Origin of the sequence: Pseudomonas sp. NBRC 111139, assembly GCF_001753955.1 — a bacterium.
Lineage (GTDB): Bacteria > Pseudomonadota > Gammaproteobacteria > Pseudomonadales > Pseudomonadaceae > Aquipseudomonas > Aquipseudomonas alloputida.
In genome coordinates, this window is the sequence record NZ_BCBP01000058.1 from 29,833 (window position 1) to 47,379 (window position 17,547).

Here is a 17,547-nt window from a genome sequence, read left to right on the forward strand (position 1 = left end):
CGCGACAATCACCCGGCGGTGCTAGCGCTGCCGGGCATTGAACGTCATCGATAGGGGAAGAGCCTTCAAAGCTCTTCCCCTATTTTCGTATCTGGAGTCTGTACATGGAAAACCTGGATGCGCTGGTCTCCCAAGCCCTAGAGGCCGTGGAACGCGCTGAAGACATCAACGCCCTGGAACAGATCCGGGTTAATTATCTCGGCAAGAAGGGCGAACTGACCCAGGTGATGAAGACCCTGGGCAACCTGCCAGCCGAAGAGCGGCCGAAAGTCGGCGCGCTGATCAACGACGCCAAAGAGCGCGTCACCGTTGTGCTCAATGCCCGCAAGGCTGCCTTTGAAGAAGCCGAGCTCAGCGCTCGCCTGGCTGCCGAATGCATTGACGTCACCCTGCCAGGCCGCGGCCAGGCCACCGGTGGCCTGCACCCGATCACCCGTACACTCGAGCGCATCGAGCAGTTCTTCACCCACATTGGCTACGGCATTGCCGAAGGCCCAGAGGTGGAAGACGACTACCACAACTTCGAAGCGCTCAACATCCCTGGCCACCACCCGGCGCGGGCGATGCACGACACCTTCTACTTCAATGCCAACATGCTGCTGCGCACCCACACCTCGCCGGTGCAGGTGCGGACCATGGAGTCCACCCAGCCGCCCATCCGCATTGTGTGCCCGGGCCGCGTATACCGCTGCGACTCGGATATCACCCACTCGCCGATGTTCCACCAGGTCGAAGGCCTGCTGATCGATCGCGATATCAACTTCGCCGACCTCAAGGGCACCATCGAAGAATTCCTGCGCGTATTCTTCGAGAAAGAACTGGCGGTCCGTTTCCGCCCATCGTTCTTCCCCTTCACCGAGCCGTCTGCAGAAGTCGACATCCAGTGCGTGATGTGTTCCGGCAACGGCTGCCGCGTGTGCAAGCAAACCGGCTGGCTGGAAGTGATGGGCTGCGGCATGGTGCACCCGAATGTGTTGCGCATGTCCGGCATCGACCCAGAAGAGTTCCAGGGCTTTGCCTTCGGCATGGGTGCCGAGCGCCTGGCCATGCTGCGCTATGGCGTCAACGATTTGCGTCTGTTCTTCGACAACGACCTGCGGTTCCTAGCCCAATTCCGCTAGGCCCAATCGACGCAACTTTCAGGAGAACAGCATGAAATTCAGTGAACAGTGGCTGCGCGGTTGGGTCAACCCGCAAGTCTCCCGTGACGAACTGGTCGCCCGCCTGTCCATGGCCGGCCTCGAAGTTGACAGCGTTACCCCCGCTGCCGGCCAGTTCAGCGGCATCGTCGTGGGCGAAATTCTCGCCACCGAACAACACCCGGACGCCGACAAGCTGCGCGTGTGCCAGGTAAGCAGCGGCCAGGAAACCTTCCAGGTTGTGTGCGGCGCCCCTAACGCCCGCCCAGGCATCAAGATCCCGTTCGCCATGATCGGTGCCGAACTGCCAGGCGACTTCAAGATCAAGAAGGCCAAGCTGCGCGGTGTCGAGTCCTTCGGCATGCTGTGCTCGGCTGCCGAACTGCAGATCAGCGAAGAAAACGACGGCCTGCTGGAACTGGCTGCCGACGCTCCGGTTGGCGAAGACATTCGCACGTACCTGAGCCTGGATGATGCCAGCATCGAAATCGGCCTGACCCCGAACCGCGGCGACTGCCTGTCCATCGCCGGCCTGGCACGCGACGTCAGCGCCCTGTACGACACCCCGGTCACCCGCCCGGTGGTGCCAGCCGTAGCGGCCGCCCATGACGAAGTGCGCCCGGTCGAAGTCAGCGCCCCGGCTGCCTGCCCGCGCTACCTGGGCCGCGTTATCCGTAACGTCGACCTGAGCAAGCCAACCCCACTGTGGATGGTCGAGCGCCTGCGCCGCAGCGACGTTCGCAGCATCGACGCCGCCGTCGACATCACCAACTACGTGATGCTCGAACTCGGCCAGCCGATGCACGCCTTCGACCTGGCGGAAATCAACGGCGGCATCCGCGTGCGCATGGCCGAAGAGGGCGAAAAGCTCGTCCTGCTCGACGGCCAGGAAGTGGCCCTGCGTGCTGACACCCTGGTCATCGCCGACCACACCCGCGCCTTGGCTATCGCCGGCGTCATGGGGGGCGAGCACAGCGGTGTGAACACCGAAAAAACCCGCGACCTGTTCCTGGAAAGCGCCTTCTTCGAGCCGATTTCCGTCGCCGGTAAAGCCCGTTCCTACGGCCTGCACACCGATGCCTCGCACCGCTACGAGCGCGGCGTCGACTCGCAACTGGCCCGCGAAGCCATGGAGCGCGCCACGCAGTTGCTGCTGGACATCGTTGGCGGCGAAGCCGGCCCTGTGGTCGAAGCGGTCAGCGAACAGCACCTGCCACAAGTAGCCCCGGTCACCCTGCGCGCCGAACGCATCACCCAGATGCTTGGCATGGAAATGGACCCAGCCCAGGTCGAGCAGTTGCTCAACGCCCTCGAGCTGACCACGACCAAGAGCGGGGAAGGGCAGTGGACCGTCAGCGTGCCAAGCCACCGCTTCGACATCAGCCTGGAAGTGGACCTGATCGAAGAGCTGGCCCGCCTGTACGGCTACAACAACCTGCCGGTACGCTACCCGCAAGCCCGCCTGGCCCCACAGGGCAAGCCGGAAACCCGCGGTGACCTGCCGACCCTGCGCCGCCTGCTGGTTGCCCGCGGCTACCAGGAAGCCATCACCTACAGCTTCATCGACCCGAAACTGTTCGAACTGTTCAGCCCGGGCGTAGAGCCGCTGCTGCTGGCCAACCCCATCTCCAGCGACATGGCCGCCATGCGCGCCTCGCTGTGGCCGGGCCTGGTCAAGGCACTGCAGCACAACCTGAACCGCCAGCAAGACCGCGTGCGCCTGTTCGAAAGCGGCCTGCGCTTTGTCGGCCAACTGGGTGACCTGCAGCAGCAGCCAATGATTGCCGGCGTCATCACCGGCAGCCGCCTGCCAGAAGGCTGGGCCAACGGCCGCGACGGCGTCGACTTCTTCGACGTCAAAGCCGACGTGGAAGCCCTGCTGGGCTACTCCGGCGCCCTGAGCGACTTCACCTTCAGCGCCGGCAAACACCCAGCCCTGCACCCAGGCCAGACTGCTGCCATCGAGCGTGACGGCAAACTGGTCGGCTACCTCGGCGCCATCCACCCAGAGCTGGCCAAGGCCCTGGGCCTGGACCGCCCGGTGTTCCTGTTCGAGCTGGTGCTGGGCGACGTGGTCGAAGGCCGCCTGCCGAAATTCAGCGAACTGTCCAAGTTCCCGGAAACCCGTCGTGACCTGGCTTTGATCGCAGGACGTGATGTGGCTTCTAGCGCGGTGCTTGAATTAATTCGTGACAATGCAGGCGAATGGCTCACAGACCTCAGGCTGTTTGATGTGTACCAAGGTAAAGGCATTGATCCTGATAGAAAAAGCCTTGCCGTCGGCTTGACCTGGCAGCATCCATCGCGCACTCTTAACGACGATGAGGTGAACACTACCCTGCAAAACATCCTCACCTCGCTCGAACAAAGGTTGAACACCACGTTAAGGAAATAACGGCATGGGTGCTCTGACGAAAGCTGAGATGGCCGAAAGGCTGTACGAGGAGCTGGGGCTTAACAAGCGTGAGGCCAAGGAGCTGGTCGAGCTGTTTTTCGAAGAAATTCGGCACGCACTTGAAGAGAACGAGCAGGTCAAGCTGTCCGGTTTCGGCAACTTCGACCTTCGCGACAAACGCCAGCGGCCGGGCCGTAACCCCAAGACAGGGGAAGAAATCCCGATCACTGCACGGCGCGTCGTCACCTTTCGTCCAGGGCAGAAGTTGAAGGCCCGGGTTGAGGCCTATGCTGGAACCAAGCCATAACGACGAACTGCCCCCCATACCGGGCAAACGCTACTTCACCATTGGTGAAGTGAGCGAGTTGTGTGCCGTAAAACCACACGTGCTGCGGTATTGGGAGCAGGAGTTCGACCAGCTGAACCCTGTGAAGCGGCGGGGGAACCGGCGGTATTACCAGCGCCAGGATGTGCTGATGATCCGCCAGATTCGTGCGCTGCTGTATGATCAGGGGTTCACCATTGGCGGGGCGCGGTTGAGGCTCTCCAGTGATGAGGCTAAAGATGAATCCAGCCAGTACAAGCAGCTGATTCGGCAGATGATTGTTGAGTTGGAGGATGTGTTGGTGGTTTTGAAGAAGTAAACCGGGTTTCTGATGAATGGAAATTTTTTTGAGAAAAAGCTTTCATTTATCAGAGGGTTAGGGTACATTCTTCAACGTTCTCGGCAAGATTGAGAACATGCTTCAAAGCCCAGTCGGGGCGTAGCGCAGCCCGGTAGCGCACTTGCATGGGGTGCAAGGGGTCGAGTGTTCGAATCACTCCGTCCCGACCAAAAAACTCCAAGAAATCCAAGCACTTACGAGTGCTTGGATTTTTTTATGCCTGCTGTTTTTCATGGCTTATCAAAAATGATCGTTCTGGTTGCCAATTGGTTGCCAATTGAGATTGGCTTGCAAGCGGTGGGGGATTAGTATCGGTTAGGAAGGCGCAGTGCTATCAGCGTCATGCGCGTTGCGTGGATGACGGCGCTGGTCAATAGGGCGGGGAGTGCCTATGTAGCTGATCGACAACGTCAATTCGCTGCTTGGCGAGAGCCTCAAGGGTTCGCTCAAGTCTGGCGCCAGGTTGAGGTTTACTGTCCAGAAAACTGTGAGGCAAAGCACGGTGCTGGTAAGTCGCGCATGCGGAAGCGAATAAAAAATAGAGGGTTAGGTGCGTGGCTAAAAAGCAGAATGTGCTGCTCTGCTGGGTGGGTGGCAACGACCTCAAGGCACTATCAGGAAGTGATGCTGGGCCTGTGCTTTCGACGCTGAGAGCAGAGTCTTTCGATCAGGTTGAATTGCTTTCTTCTTACCCAGCTGAGCAGGTTGAGCCCTACCTGGCTTGGCTGCGTGAGCAGGTAGGTGCGCAGATCAATGTCAGCTATGAATCGCTCAGGTCTCCTGTGCATTTCGGAGATATCTATCAGGCTGCCAATACCCACCTAGCGCGGCTTCAAGCCTCCGGCATACAGCTATCCATCTTGCTCAGTCCCGGCACCCCAGCCATGCAGGCTGTTTGGATTTTGCTCGGCAAGACCCGTTACCCAGTCACCTTCTACCAGGCCTCGTTAGAACAGGGTGTGCAGAAGGTCGATGTGCCATTCGAGATCGCAGCGGAATATGTCCCGGCTGCAAACACGATTACAGACGACAAGCTGCTTCAGCTTGCTGACGGCCACGCTCCAGCCAATGCGGCCTTTGACAGCATCATTACGCAGAGCGAGCGCATGCTCATGCTCAAGGTTCAGGCGCAGGTTCTTGCTCAAAAGCAGGTGCCTGTTCTGATCTATGGTGAAACGGGCACTGGCAAGGAACTATTCGCCAGAGCTATTCACAATGCTAGTCCCCGTTCATCTGGGGCATTCGTTGCGATCAACTGCGGCGCTATCCCGCCGGAGCTGATTGACTCCACATTGTTTGGTCACCGCAAAGGGGCTTTCACCGGCGCTGTTGAGAGTCGCGCCGGTGTTTTTCAGCAGGCTGATGGTGGAACCCTGTTCCTGGATGAATTTGGTGAGCTGACTTGTGATGCTCAGGTGCGTTTGCTACGAGTGCTGCAGGAAGGGGTGGTAACTCCAGTCGGAGGCAGCCAGGACGTCAGAGTGGATGTGCGACTAATCACTGCGACTCACCGCAATCTGATGCACGCCGTGGCAGAAGGTGGTTTCCGGGAGGACCTTTTCTATCGCGTTGCCATCGGTGTCCTGCATCTACCGCCACTGCGTGAGCGCGAGGGTGATTTGCTGCTGTTGGCTGATTCCCTCTTGAGCGGAATTGCAGAGCGGGACGAATCGCTAAAGGGTAAGAAAATTTCCGTAGATGCAAAAAAACTTATCCTCTGCGGCGCTTGGCGAGGCAATGTGCGTGAGTTGCAATCGACGTTGCTGCGCGCTGCCCTCTGGTGTCCGGGTGACGTGATTGGCGCTGCGGATATTGAGCAGGCACTGTTCCAATTACCCCGGGGGCAGCACAATCCAACTTCCTTGGATGTTTCTCAAGGTATTGATTTGCAAGAGATAATTTCAGAGGTTGCTGGGCATTATTTGCGTCAGGCTTTGAAGCTTACCGGCAACAACAAGACTCGGGCGGCCGGCCTGCTAGGCCTTAAAAGCCAGCAAACGCTGAGCAACTGGATGGACAAATACGGCATTGAATAAAACTGGCACGGTCCTCGCTATAGGGTCGTCATGGACAGAATCGCCTTTATGAAATCAGTCAACTTTGAGTTCCTCCGCCCCGGCAATGAGCTGCTGGCAAACCTCGCCGGTCTTGCCGAAGCCGTACTGCACATCGATCCTGGCAGTGCGCTCACTCGTCTGCGTAGCTTTGCCGAAGAACTGACCAAGGCCATCTACAAGGAAGAGCTTCTGCCGCGTATGCCGCAGTCGAGCTTCTACGATCTGGTTAAAAATCCGGTGTTTGTTGATTGCGTCAACAAACCCCTGGTTCATCAGATCAACTTCTTGCGTATCCAGGGTAACGACACTGCCCATGGTGCCGAAGGCGAGCTGCGCAACGCACAGCTGGCACTGAAGACTGCCTACCAACTGGCCATGTACATGGCCATCAAGTACTACGGCACCGTGCAGGCAGCGATCCCCGAGTTTGCTGACGTGCAGGACCCAACGGCTGCGCTGGCCAGCCTGCAGAAAACCGTCTCCAGCTACGAGAAGGACCTCAACCAGTACCAGGAAGAGCTGCAGCGCGTCATGGACAAGCTGGAGCAGGAGCGTACCCGCCACCTCGACAAGATTGAAGCGCCCGCCAAGCCCGACCAGCAAAAGCGTCAGCAGCAGAGCCAGAAGGTTGCCGACAGCCTGCATTGGAGTGAAGCCAAGACCCGCTCACTGCTGATCGACGCCATGCTCTTGCAAGCTGGCTGGGATGTCAGCAACCCCGCGCAGGTTGGCCAGGAGGTGGAGGTCGATTTCCCCGAGAACGTCTCCGGCAAAGGTAAGGCGGACTACGTGCTGTGGGGCGACAACGGTCAGCCCCTGGCCGTGATCGAGGCCAAGAAGTCCGGCAATATCAGCCTGCAAACCGGGCGCGAACAGGCCCGCATGTACGCTGATGGTTTCGAACGCATGGGCATGCAGCGTCCGGTGATTTTCTACAGCAACGGCTACGAAACCTTTATCTGGGACGACAAGCAATACAACACCTATCGCCCGGTGTACGGCCTCTACAGCAAAGACAGCCTGGAATACCTGGCCTACCAGCGCCAGTACCGCATCCCCGCGCTGGAAAAACACAACCCTGAGCTCAGCATTGCTGATCGCCCCTACCAAATCGAAGCAATCAAAACCGTCGCTGCGCACTTCCAGCAGCAGCGCCGCAAGGCCCTCATCATCCAGGCCACCGGCACCGGCAAAACCCGTGTGGCCATCGCGTTGGCCGAATTGCTGCTGCGCACCGGCTGGGCCAAGCGCGTGCTGTTCCTCTGTGACCGCAAAGAGCTGCGTGTACAGGCCGATGAGGCCTTCAAGCAGAACCTGCCCAGCGAACCGCGTTGCGTGATTGGTGAAACCAACAAGGTCGACCAGACCGCCCGCGTCTACATCGCCACCTATCCGGGTATGATGAACCGCTTCGCTCAGCTCGATGTCGGCTTCTTCGACCTGATCATCGCCGACGAAAGCCATCGTAGCATCTACAACAAGTACCGCGACCTGTTCGACTACTTCGATGCCCTGCAGGTCGGCCTCACCGCCACCCCGGTGAGGTTCATCAGCCGAAACACCTTCGATATTTTCGACTGCGAAACCACCGACCCCACCTTCGAGTTCGGGCTGGATGCCGCCATCAACAACGAGCCGCCGTATCTGGTACCGTTCCGCGTGCGCGATCTCACCACCGATTTTCTGCGTGACGGCATTCACTACAACGACCTGAGTGACGAGCAGAGGCGCCAGCTCGAAGAGGACCTCGGCGAGGAAGAGGCCAAGCGCACCACCATTGCCGGCAAAGACATCGGTCGCAAAATCTTCAGCGAAGACACTGACCGCATCATCCTGGAAAACCTGATCAACAACGGTATCAAGGATGCAACAGGCTCACTGGTTGGCAAGACCATCATCTTTGCTCAGCGCCAGGACCACGCCGAGCATCTGGAAAAACTCTTCTGCAAGCTTTACCCGCAGTATGGGGCCAAGGTCTGCAAGGTCATCCACAACGCAATTCCGCATGTGGACACCCTGATCAAAGAGTTCAAGAAACCGGGCAACGACTTCCGCATCGCCATTTCGGTAGACATGCTCGACACCGGTATCGACGTGCCGGAAGTGGTCAACCTGGTATTCGCCAAACCGGTCAAATCATGGGTCAAGTTCTGGCAGATGATCGGCCGTGGCACGCGCCTGAGTCCCAACCTGTTTGGTCAAGGCAAGCACAAGGCCGAGTTCCTCATCTTCGATCACTACGGCAATTTCGACTTCTTCGAGCAGGAGTACGAGGAACCCGAGGACAAGGGCGGCAAGTCGCTCCTGCAGACCACCTTCGAAGCACGTCTGGAGCTGGCGCAGGCCGCGCTCAAGCACAACCATGCTGCTGCCTTCGATGCAGCCATCGAACTGCTGCGTGCTGACATCAATGACCTGCCGGACAGCAGCGTTGCTGTCAAACGTGAGCTGCGGGCCGTGCACCAGTTGCAGCAGGGCGACCAACTGCAAAGGTTCGATGCCAAGGTTCAGCACCTGCTGGTGACCACCATTGCGCCGCTGATGTCGGCCCGTGTACTGCGGGACAAACATGCTACCGCGCTCGACAAGCTCATCGCCGGCATCGAAATCTGCATGGTGGAAAAGGCCAGCTGTTTCGAGGATGGCAAGATCACGCTGCTGGAGGAGCTCGACAAGCTCGCCATAAATATCCAGGCCGTTCGGCAAAAGGACGCGCTGATCGCCGAGGTACGCAGCGCGGACTTCTGGCTCAACGCCTGCGTCGATAAGCTGGAACGTGCCCGCCAGGAACTGCGCGGGATCATGAAGTATCGCAAGTCGGGGGATGGTCCGCTCTACAACACCCCGGGTACCCGCACCGCCGATAGTGGAGTGCAGGAGGCTGAGCGTGAAATCAAGATCGCCGGTGCCAACGAGGCGATGAGCTACCGCCGCCGTCTCAAGGACATCCTCGACGGCATGTTGGCCGCCAATCCGACTCTGCAGAAGATCCACAAGGGCGAACCGATTGCCGAGCAGGAGCTTAATTCGCTCACCTCGACCATCCTCACCACCCACCCCGGCGTCAACCTGCAGGTGCTCAACGAGTTCTATGGCCGCACCGCCAGCGAGCTTCAGTTGACCGTGCGCGAGCTGATTGGCCTGGACGTGCAGGCCATCGAGCAGCATTTCGCCCAGTTCCTGCATGCCCACCCCAGCCTCACGGCCCAGCAGGTGCGCTTCATGAACCTGCTCAAAAGCTACATCGCCCAGCACGGCAGCATCGTCATCGAAAAGCTCTACGACGCTCCGTTCTCCAGCATTTCCCACGAAGGCATCGACGGTGTGTTTACGCCAGCCGACGTGGGTGAGCTGGTGGCCGTGCTCAAGCCCTTCTTGCGCGGGGAAACCCCGCCTACCAGTCACTAGGAGTGCACATGCAAGCCAGTCAATGGACTACCGACATCATCGTTATCACAGCCGTACTCGCACTGGCTTGCGCGTTACTGGGTTATTTCGCTGCGGCATTGCGTCAGGGCCGGCAACTCAGTCTGCTGGCGGCTCAGCTTGAGCTGGCCCAGCAGGCTCAAACGACGGCAGTGGCCGGCAGCGCAGCGCTGAGCGAGCAGCTCAAGGCGGCAGAGGCGCGCGGCCATGAACTGCAGGTCGCAGAATCTAAGCTGAAGGCGCAGCTGCAGGCCGCCTTCGACAATGTGACTCGGCTGAATCAGGAACAGCAGGAAGGCAAAGACGCACAGGCTGCGTTGCAGCTGAAGCTGGACGATTCCAGCCGACAGTATAACGAAGCCGCCAAACGCCTGGAAACCGCTCAAGCCGAAGGGCGAGCGCTGCAGGAGCAAGTCTCTGAACTGCGTGATCGTCTGACAGCCGCGCAAACTGCAATCACCTCATTGCAAGGTGAGCGCGACACTCTCAAGGACGAACTGGCAAATCTGGATGCCAGCGCCAAGGTGGCCGCAACGGGGGAGCGGGAGGCCCGTGAGCAGCTTGCTGAAATTCGCCAGAAGATGGCTGCACAGGCTCTGGAGTACAACGAGCTGCTGGGGCGTTATCAGCCGCTTAGTAATCAGCACGCTGAGCTGAAGACGGCCCTGGATAACAGTGGGAAGCAGGTGACAGAGCTGCGGGATCGTCTGGCACAGGCTCAGACCACCAACGAGCAACTGCATGCAGATCGTGACCGCCTGAAGGATGAGCTGGCTGCCGAAGGCAAGCGCGCCAAGTCGCTGGAAACCTCCGAGCGCGATGCCCGCGAGCAGTTGGCTGAAACCAAGCAGCATCTGAATGAGCAGGTAAAGGCGTTCGGCGAACTCCAGGAGCGCTTCAACACGCTGTCATCCGAGCACACCAAGCTCAAAACCACCCTGAGCCAGCGCGAGGAGCACTTCCAGGAGCAGATGACGCAACTGGCAGATGCGCGCAAGTCGCTGACTCAGGAATTCGAGAACCTGGCCAACAAGATTTTCGAGGAGAAGGGCAAGACCTTCACCCAGACCAGCCAAACCAGTATCGACGGCATGCTTAAACCGTTCCGTGAGCAGATCGAAGGCTTCCAGAAGCGCATCAACGAAGTTCACGATGCGTCCCTGCAGGGCAACACCAGTCTCAACTCTGAAATCAAAAAGGTGCTGGAAATCGGCCTGCAGATGAGCAAAGAGGCCAACAATCTCACCTCGGCGCTCAAGGGCGACTCCCAGCAGCGCGGAGCCTGGGGCGAGGCGCAACTGCGTCGCACGCTGGAAATGAGTGGCCTTATCGAAGAGGCTCACTACGAAGTGCAGACAGCCTTCAAAGATGCCGAGGGCCGCTCCAAGCAGACCGATTATCTGATCAAGTTGCCTGATGGCAAACACATCATCATCGACAGCAAGGTCTCGCTGGTCGCCTATGACCGTGCGGTAGCAGCTGAGTCCACCGAAGAGTGCCAGCTGGCCATGGCCGAGCACGTCAAAGCGGTACGCCGGCACATCGATGACCTGGCTTCCAAGGACTACACCAACCTCGTTGGTATGCGCAGCCCCAGTTTTGTACTGATGTTTATGCCCATCGAGCCGGCCTACATCGAGGCCATGAAGCACAACAAGGATCTGTTCGAGTACGGCTACAAGAAGGGCATCGTGCTGGTTTCCCACACCACCCTGATCCCGATCCTGCGTACCGTTTCCAACCTTTGGATGATCGAGCGCAGCAATGCCGAAGCACGGGAGATCAGCGAGAAGGCCGGCGAGATCTACAACCAGGTCTGCACCGTGGCCGAGCGCCTCGGCAAGCTGGGAGGAACGCTCAATACCGTGAGCAACCACTACAACGACACCGTCAAGGCACTGGCTGGCAAGCAGGGCCTGTACGGCAAGGTGGAACGCTTCAACAAGCTGTCGGCCAAGGTCAGCAAGACGCTGCCGGCGCTGGAGCCAACCCACATGGATTTCGAAAGCGAGCGACTCTCGCTGATCGTCGAGGCGCTCGACGAGGCGGATGAGTCCACCGAAGAGTTGCCACTGCAAATAAATCACAACAGTCACGACAGCGAAGCGCTGCCGCAGGCCTGACCCCCTTTTTAGCGAGAGAAGTACCTCGAATGCTCACCGGCAAAATCCGCAACGATATCGACAAGCTCTGGGAAAAATTCTGGACCGGCGGCATTACCAACCCGCTGACCGTGATCGAGCAGATCAGCTACCTGATGTTCGCCCGCATGCTCGACATGCAGGAAGACGTCGCCGAGCGCAAAGCCAACCGCACCGGTAAAGACTTTGCCCGCTTGTTTCCCAATAACCCGGAAGGCCAGCTGCTGCGCTGGAAGAACTTCCGCAACATGAGCGGCAAGGAGCTGCACAGCCACCTCAGGCAGAAGGTCTACCCGTTCTTCGCCCAACTCGGCAGCGCCGAAGGCGAGGGCGGTGAGCGTGAAGGCCTTGGCCATATCAGCGAGTACATGCAGGACGCCGATCTGGAGATTAAGAACGAGTCCGTGCTCACCTCCGCCGTGGAGATGGTCAACGACCTGCCGCTGACCCAGAGCGACGTAAAGGGCGATATCTACGAGTATCTGCTCAGCAAGCTCACCACCGCCGGCATCAACGGCCAGTTCCGCACGCCGCGCCACATCATCGACGCGATGATCGAACTGATCGCCCCGCAACCGACTGAGCTGATCTGCGACCCGGCCTGCGGCACTGCGGGCTTCCTGGCCCGCACCATGGAATACCTCAACCGCATGCATTCCAGCCCGGAAGGCACCTTCAGCGACGAAGACGGCAACCTGCATTACTCCGGCGACCTGCTCGAACCCTACCGCCAGCACATCAACAGCCAGATGTTCTGGGGCTTCGACTTCGACACCACCATGCTGCGCGTCTCCAGCATGAACATGATGCTGCACGGGGTGAACGACGCAAACATCCGTTACCAGGACTCCCTGAGCAAATCCATCAAGGAGCACTATCCGCGTCAGGAGCAGGATTTCTTCGACGTGGTGCTGGCCAACCCGCCGTTCAAAGGCAGCCTGGACGAAACCAACACCAACCCCGACGTTCTCGGCCTGGTGAAAACAAAAAAGACCGAGCTGCTGTTCGTCGCCCATATCCTCCGCTCGCTCACGCTCGGTGGCCGCGCCGCTGTGATCGTGCCGGACGGCGTTCTGTTCGGCTCCAGCAAGGCACACCAGCAACTACGCCAGGAGCTGCTCGACAACAACCAGCTGGAAGGTATCGTCAGCCTGCCCAGCGGTGTGTTCAAACCCTACGCGGGCGTCAGCACCGCCATCCTCATTTTCACCAAAGGCGGCGCTACCGAGCGTGTGTGGTTTTATGACCTGCAAGCCGACGGTTACTCGCTGGACGATAAACGCACCGAGCTGAAAGGCGAGGGCAGCAACGACCTTCCCGACGCCATCGCCCAGTGGCACAAATACCGGAAGATGGTCGAAGGCAATATCAGCACCAGCACCATCAACACCCTGTTCGGCGACAAGCGCAAAAAGGCCTTTGTCGTGCAAGCCGAGGACATCGCCGCCAACAAGTACGACCTCTCCATCAACCGTTACAAGGAAGTGGAGTACCAGCAGGAGCAGTACGAAGACCCGAAGGTGATTCTGCAACGGCTAAAAGGGTTGGAGCAGGAAATTCTGGCGGACCTGGATGAGCTGGAGGGGATGCTGTGAGTTGGCCTCTTGTTGCCATAAGAGAAGTGGCAAAGGTTGTTACCGGAAAAACGCCATCAACGGTGGATGATCAAAACTTTGGCGGGGATATTCCGTTTGTCACTCCTGCTGAGCTTGGTCTGGATAATTATGTAACGAGTGCGCCAAGAACCTTGTCTGCTAAAGGCGCCTCGGCAATTAAGCTTGTGCCAAAGAATGCTGTGATGGTTTGCTGTATAGGTTCGCTTGGAAAGATGGCGATTGCGGGCAAGCCTGTTGCCACAAATCAACAGATCAACTCAGTGATCTTTGACGAGAATAGAGTTGATGCCAAGTATGGCTTCTACGCTTTACAGCTTTTAAAGCCGAAAATGGAGGCCATGGCTCCATCAACTACCGTAGCGATTGTTAATAAGGGCAATTTCGAGGCGATGCAAATCCCCCTCCCACCCCTGCCCGAACAAAAGCGCATCGCCGCCATCCTCGACAAGGCCGACTCCATCCGCCGTAAACGCCAGCAAGCCATCCAGCTCGCCAACGACTTCCTCCGCGCCGTGTTTCTGGACATGTTCGGCGAGCTTGTCACATCTTCTGGGTATGCAAACTCGCAAAAGTACAAGCTGCAGGAGTTGGTTGATTACATTGACTACAGAGGTAAGACTCCCGAAAAGTCCGAGTATGGAATTCCTCTGATAACGGCAAAGAACGTCAAGAGTGGGTATGTCGATGATGAGCCGAGAGAGTACATTCCCGAAGAAAATTATGACGCATGGATGACGAGAGGCTTTCCCAGGGCGAACGATGTTCTTTTTACTACTGAAGCACCGCTCGGAAATGTTGCTTTGCTAGGTGAGTATGAGAAGGTTGCAATTGGTCAGCGTTTGGTAGCTCTGCGATCCAAAGGGAAGGTGACACAGGAGTACCTCCTGTTCTTGTTGCTGGATCCTTTTGTTAAGGATTTGATTTATGCCCGCTCTTCCGGTAGTACGGTAAAAGGAATTCGCACAAAAGAGCTTTATGCTATTGAGCTTCCGGTACCGGATATGCAAAAGCAAAGAGAATTTTCAGCTGTTTACTGGAAAAGCAAATCGCTCACGAGCAATCAAGAGTCTGCACATCAATTGGATGTGTTGAACTTCAGTGCGCTGTCTCAAAAAGCCTTTGCTGACCAGCTGTAGATAAGGAAATCCCCATGCGCCTCAAGTCAGTCAAACTCACCCATTTTCGCGGCTACCGTGCCGCCACAGTCATTCCCATCGACGAAGCCATGACCGGCATCGTTGGTCGGAATGACTGTGGCAAATCGACCATCCTCGAAGCCTTGGCGATCTTCTTTGAGATCGGCGACGTCAAGGCCGATAAAAGCGATATGAACTGCTTCAGCCTGACGGAGGGTGCCGAGCAGTTCGAGATCGCCTGTGAGTTTGATGATCTGCCTGAGGCGCTGGTATTGGATGAAAATGCCCAGACCTCCCTGGCGCAGGAATACTTGCTCAACGCCGAGAGTGCGTTGGAGATCGTCAAAACTTTCAAGGCCAGTACAGGCAAGCTGGAGCGTACCGCCATCCGCTGCCAGCATCCAGCGGATGAGGCGCTGGCTGGGCTGCTAAGCCTCAAGATGGATGTTTTGAAAAAGCTCGGTGTACAACGAGGCATTGCAGAGCAGGTGGCGGATCAGCGGGTTGCTTCGCAGTGGCGACAGGCTATTCGTGCTTCAGTGCAACCCATTGTTTGCCAGGAAACCCTGCTCGAAGTCGGCAAAGGAATCTCGGCGGACAACAAACCCATCTGGGAAAAGATCGAGGCCCAGTTGCCCACCTTCGCCCTGTTCAAGGCGGATCGTGAAAGCAGCGATGGCGACGCCGAGGCCAAGAATCCGCTGCAGCAGGCTGTCAAGGAGGCTCAGGCCGCGCTGCAGGCTCAGATCAGCGCGCTGGAGCAGCAGATCGAAGCCAGTGTGCTGAATGTTGCTGAGCGTACCCTCGACAAGCTGCGGGAAATGGCCCCCGAGCTGGCCAACGAGTTGACCCCGCGCTTTAAGGAGAAGCCCAAGTGGAGCTTCAGCTTCACTCTAGATGGTGAGAACGGTATTCCGATTAACAAGCGCGGCAGCGGCGTGCGCCGCCTGATCCTGCTCAACTTCTTCCGCGCCGAGGCGGAGAAGGCAGTAGTGGGCTCCCAGTGCAATGTGATTTACGCCATCGAAGAGCCAGAGACCTCCCAGCACCCGAACTACCAGATGATGCTGATGAAGGCGTTGCTGGAGCTTTCCAACCAACCCAACCGGCAGATCATCGTCACCACCCACGTCCCTGCTCTGGCCGGCCTGATGCCCATCGATGGCATCCGCTATGTGACCAAGGATGAGAACTGTATCCCCATCGTCAAGATGCCCAATAACGATGTGCTCAAGGAGGCCGCAGAGAGTCTGGGTGTGCTCCCCGAAACGGGGATGGAGCGGGCGAAAGGCGTCGTGCTTGTTGAAGGTAAATCAGACGTCACCTTCCTCCGTCATGCCGCCAATACCCTGAAGGCTGGCGGACATCTCCCGTCCAGTCTTGAGGATGCCGGCATCGTTCCGATTCTGATTGGCGGCTGTGGCAGCGTGAAGCACTGGGTCACCCTCAATCTCGCCGATGACCTCGGGTTGCCATGGTGCGTGTTCCTAGACTCTGACATTGGCGGCAGCCCGGAGCAGGTCGCGTCAATTGCCAAGCGCAAGCAGGAAGTAGAAGGAAGAGGTAGGCCCTTCTATTCCACCCGTAAGCGGGAAATCGAGAACTATCTGTGCCCTGACATGATTGATACTCAAACCGGGGTAAGGGTGGCCTTCACCGATACCTGCGACGCTAAGAAAATCATAGGCCAGGCGGTGCGTGTCAAAGCGGATGATGTGATCGACAAGTTCTGGCCTCACATGGCTGCTGAGCAGATCCTCCAGCGCTCGATGTACCAAGAGGGTGCTGAGCAGCGCTCGGAGCTCAAGGAGCTAGTCGAGAACTTGCTGGCGTTGGTTCCGTGAACTCAGCTCGATATGAGAGCCAGCCGAATGCGGTTTGGTTTGCCTGTGAGCCATGCAGAGACGGCGTGAGCGCATGCAACGGCAGAGCTATTGCCATCTAAAAATTACAAATAAGACATTTGCCGGCCATAGGCCGAGCTAGGGCATAAAAAATGCGAATTACAGAAATCGCCCTCACCAACTTTCGTTCCTTTCAGGCTACCCAAACCATCCCGCTGGCGCCGGTAACCTTGATGTTTGGGCCTAATAGCGTCGGCAAAAGCTCGGTGCTGCAGGCGCTGTTTTATCTGCAGCAAATCCTCGCCAAAGGCCACTGCGACCCGCAGCGCATTGATGTGTTGGGCGAAAAACACATCGGCGGCTTTGCCAGCCTGGTGAATGGCGGTGACCTGAATAAACGCATTGTCATCAAGCTTCATGTCGCAAAAAACGACAGCATCGGTGCCACTTACAACCAGCTGTATGAGCTGATCAACGAGGATTTTGGCCTCACCGTCGACAGCCCAACTGCCGATGCCGCACGCTTTGCTTTGGAGTTGCATATCGCCTGGTCTAAATCAGCCGAAACCGCCTATGTGGCCTGCTACAAGCTGTGGCTGGACGATACGCTGATCGCTGAACTGACCAGCGATGCGGGGATGAAGCAGCCGGTGCTGGCCTGGCTCAATTACCAACATCCCGCTTTGCTAGCCGAACTTGATTTGGATGAAGCTCCGGAGCGCGAAGCCGAAGGCTTTGTAAGTGCCTTGCATGAGCTATTAAACGCTCAGCGCCCCATTCAGCAAGTCAGTCACCGCGACTCCTGGCATATGCCCGAAATGACCTTTGCACATGCCGAGTTGGGTTTTAAAGGCTTTGCTGGCGCCTTACCGCTGCTGGGCAAGCGATTGGAAACCACCGTCGAACACGACGACCCGCGTATCACCACACGACTGCATGAAATTCTCTCGGATGTGTTAGTAGCTCCGTTAGATAACATGCTGACAGTGCTTAATCAGAGTCTGTGCATCGGCCCGCTGCGCATAGTGGCCGATGCCTTGCGCCAGCCTAATCCTTACCCTGAGCAGAAAGACTGGTACAGCGGCGCGGCTGCCTGGGACGTAGTTAGTGCGCTCAGCCGCCAGCACA

At 57.9% G+C, this 17,547-nt stretch carries 11 protein-coding genes and 1 tRNA gene; all 12 read left to right on the forward strand.

The features are described 5' to 3' along the window. The first annotated feature begins 104 nt into the window (after positions 1-104). Positions 105-1,121 carry a phenylalanine--tRNA ligase subunit alpha gene (pheS, locus tag BJQ17_RS22240; protein WP_003250674.1) on the forward strand — a complete coding sequence of 339 codons (1,017 nt, stop codon included), beginning with the start codon at positions 105-107 and terminating at the stop codon, positions 1,119-1,121. 31 nt (positions 1,122-1,152) lie between these two features. Then, on the forward strand, positions 1,153-3,534 hold the full coding sequence (gene pheT, locus BJQ17_RS22245; RefSeq protein ID WP_004574323.1) for a phenylalanine--tRNA ligase subunit beta: 2,382 nt from the start codon (positions 1,153-1,155) through the stop codon (positions 3,532-3,534). Positions 3,535-3,538: 4 nt separating this feature from the next. After that, the gene (gene ihfA / locus BJQ17_RS22250; RefSeq protein WP_003250679.1) at positions 3,539-3,841 is read left to right on the forward strand and encodes an integration host factor subunit alpha; all 303 of its coding nucleotides are present in this window, start codon (positions 3,539-3,541) and stop codon (positions 3,839-3,841) included. After that, positions 3,822-4,178 carry a MerR family transcriptional regulator gene (locus BJQ17_RS22255; RefSeq protein WP_003250681.1) on the forward strand — a complete coding sequence of 119 codons (357 nt, stop codon included), beginning with the start codon at positions 3,822-3,824 and terminating at the stop codon, positions 4,176-4,178. The genes ihfA and BJQ17_RS22255 overlap by 20 nt, the downstream gene beginning before the upstream one ends. 114 nt (positions 4,179-4,292) lie before the next feature. Continuing rightward, a tRNA-Pro gene (locus BJQ17_RS22260) sits at positions 4,293-4,369 on the forward strand. Between the two features lie 384 nt (positions 4,370-4,753). Further along, positions 4,754-6,235: a sigma-54-dependent Fis family transcriptional regulator gene (locus BJQ17_RS22265; protein ID WP_070096656.1), complete on the forward strand. Its 1,482-nt coding sequence runs from the start codon at positions 4,754-4,756 to the stop codon at positions 6,233-6,235. 48 nt (positions 6,236-6,283) lie between these two features. Next, positions 6,284-9,664 carry a DEAD/DEAH box helicase family protein gene (locus BJQ17_RS22270; RefSeq protein ID WP_070096657.1) on the forward strand — a complete coding sequence of 1,127 codons (3,381 nt, stop codon included), beginning with the start codon at positions 6,284-6,286 and terminating at the stop codon, positions 9,662-9,664. Positions 9,665-9,672: 8 nt separating this feature from the next. Then, entirely contained in the window at positions 9,673-11,805 is a 2,133-nt protein-coding gene (gene rmuC / locus BJQ17_RS22275) for a DNA recombination protein RmuC (protein WP_230064411.1), read from the forward strand. A 29-nt stretch (positions 11,806-11,834) separates the two neighbouring features. Continuing rightward, complete coding sequence (locus tag BJQ17_RS22280; RefSeq protein WP_070096658.1) at positions 11,835-13,418, forward strand: class I SAM-dependent DNA methyltransferase; 1,584 nt, start codon at positions 11,835-11,837, stop codon at positions 13,416-13,418. After that, the gene (locus tag BJQ17_RS22285; protein WP_070096659.1) at positions 13,415-14,575 is read left to right on the forward strand and encodes a restriction endonuclease subunit S; all 1,161 of its coding nucleotides are present in this window, start codon (positions 13,415-13,417) and stop codon (positions 14,573-14,575) included. The genes BJQ17_RS22280 and BJQ17_RS22285 overlap by 4 nt, the downstream gene beginning before the upstream one ends. Before the next feature lie 14 nt (positions 14,576-14,589). Continuing rightward, the gene (locus tag BJQ17_RS22290; protein ID WP_070096660.1) at positions 14,590-16,419 is read left to right on the forward strand and encodes an AAA family ATPase; all 1,830 of its coding nucleotides are present in this window, start codon (positions 14,590-14,592) and stop codon (positions 16,417-16,419) included. A 152-nt stretch (positions 16,420-16,571) separates the two neighbouring features. After that, positions 16,572-17,547, forward strand: a 976-nt coding sequence (locus BJQ17_RS22295) for an AAA family ATPase (protein ID WP_139139806.1), incomplete at its 3' end; no start/stop codon positions are given.